2 protein-coding genes are annotated in these 2,195 nt (G+C 43.3%); one reads left to right on the top strand and one right to left on the bottom strand.

Annotation, left to right across the window (positions count from 1 at the left end; translation table 11 throughout):
• The coding region (locus tag LC574_RS36870; protein ID WP_229458580.1) for a hypothetical protein at positions 1-830 on the bottom strand (830 nt) is incomplete at its 3' end.
• 600 nt (positions 831-1,430) lie between these two features.
• Here LC574_RS36870 and LC574_RS36865 point away from each other — a divergent pair.
• On the top strand, positions 1,431-2,051 hold the full coding sequence (locus LC574_RS36865; RefSeq protein ID WP_229458581.1) for a CP12 domain-containing protein: 621 nt from the start codon (positions 1,431-1,433) through the stop codon (positions 2,049-2,051).
• The last annotated feature ends 144 nt before the right edge of the window (positions 2,052-2,195 follow it).

The raw sequence follows: 2,195 nt of genomic DNA, 5'->3' as shown, positions 1-2,195 counted from the left end.
TGGGGATTTTGCTGCAAGTTCGTACCCGTTGACGTGTAGCCTGTCCCAGTAGTTAACCCAGCACTTGGTAGAGAATTCTGATTGGGTAAGCTGTTAATGGGTGGCATTAACGTTGTTCCTGGCTCAGAGACTCGGCCCAAGGCATTTGTCTGAGTTGCAGTCTCATTGAAGCTAGAATATTGCTGGTTTGTCGATTGCTTGAGCGCTGCTTGTAGAGGGCTGGTGGAGACAGAATTTTGATTCTTGTTGGTTTGATTCGTGAATCCAATACCCAGGCTAGAAGATGTTTCCCCCTGTGTTGGTTCAGATGCAGTAGTTAAGGGCTTAAGACCGAGAAACTGGTTATTATTATCAACCGTCCCAGCCCGCAATAAATTTTCTGTTTGTACAACAAAGGGATTTTTCACACCTAGAGAGGTGTCGGCATTAACGCTTAGACGAGGATTTAATTTGGTATCATTAGCAGACTTTTGTTTGTTAATTACATCCTCTAAGAAGTTTTTGCTATTTTTTGCCTCAGTATTTTCCTTGGGGTTATTTGGCGTTACTGGAATTGCTTGGTCAAAGTCATTAAATAAAACTGGCAAATTATCAATATCTGCTGCAATGGCTCTGTTTTCTTCTGACAGCGAGGAATCAGCAGGCTCTTGTGAAGCGACTTGACTTTTTTGCTTATAAACGAAAATATCTGGGTTTGACCAGTATTCCCAAGTTACTAGCCCGACTACAGATAAAAAAATTGCAGTGCCCCAAAAACCAGGTCGCCCTAGATTCCATAATCTGGCTTTGAGATAGCGTAAGTAGGCGGGAGGATAATGACGATTTGGCATGGGATTGGTAATTGAAATTTACTCGAAATCGGTAAAACTTGATGGAAGCTGAAGCCGTTGCTGTTTAATGCTTTTGCTTTCCTTAACAGGAAATATCTCAAGTTATATCTTGCACCTGCCTATCCCGCCTGAGAATAAATTCTCAGGCTAATAGCCCAAGTCCACTAAGCGTGGACTAAAACCCTAACAAAGTCTTCTTTAGAAGACTTTGTTATAAGCCTCAGAATTCATTCTGAGGCGGTGGTGGGAACTGATGCAAGTTTTGAGTCAACTAAAGTTGGATAGTAATTTTATCCTAACTTCTCTATCAGTTATTAGTCAGTACCAATAGACATGTAGTAGTCAAAAATTTACTTTTTAGGGGTTGGAGTTCTTTGGCGAGATTTTCTAGAAAGTTATGGTAATTTATGCTTATTTTTTGGGTATCGGTCAAATTGGATAACATCAGGAGTTGACAACTGGTCTAATTTATTGTTGTAGCTGGACAAAAGTTCAACTTTTTTATTTTCTAGTTAGGAAACTAAACTGTGTGCTGCAATGCTCCGATATGCCTCTGAAGGCACTGTGCTGCACCGTACTATTAACCAGGAGACTACAGCAATGATGAAAGCTGAAGATATCATGACCAAAGATGTAGTTACCATTCGCGGTTCGGCGACTGTTGCTGAAGCAGTGGGGCTGATGAAGGACAAAAAATTGCGGGCGCTGGTTGTGGATCGTCGCTATGATAATGATGCTTATGGCATTGTCACAGAAACGGATATTGTTTATAAGGTAACAGCCTACGGTAAAGACCCAAAGCAAGTGCGGGTTTACGAAATTATGAGCAAGCCTTGCATTGTGGTCAATCCTGATTTGGGTGTGGAATATGTAGCACGGTTATTTGCTAACACTGGTATTCATCGAGCACCTGTGATTCAAGGTAAGCTGTTGGGCATCATTTCGATTACCGACATTTTGACCAAAAGCGACTTTGTGGAAGCGCCAAAAGCCCTATTGCTGGAAGAGAGAATTCAAAAAGCCATTGAGCAGTCTCGGGCTATTTGCACCGAACAAGGTGCTTATTCTAAAGCCTGTGCAGTTGCCTGGGATGAGGTAGAAGAACTTCAAGCAGAAGCTGCTCATCAGAAAGCTGAGGGTATGGTATCAGCCAAAGTCTCTTTTGAAGAATACTGTAAGGAAAACCCAAATGCACCGGAATGTCGAAATTATCATCCGTGATTGAAGTGTGGGGATGAAGAGAGCAGAAGGAGCAGGGGGAGATGAGGGAGCAGGGGGAGATGAAGGAGCAGGGGGAGATGAGGGAGCAGGGGGAGATGAGGGAGCAGGGGGAGATGAGGGAGCAGGGGGAGCTGAGGGAGCAGG

Source organism: Nostoc sp. CHAB 5715 (genome assembly GCF_020829685.1).
Classification (GTDB): Bacteria; Cyanobacteriota; Cyanobacteriia; order Cyanobacteriales; family Nostocaceae; genus Nostoc.
The sequence above is the reverse complement of the archived record's forward strand: the minus strand, read 5'-3'. Positions and strand labels throughout refer to the sequence as shown.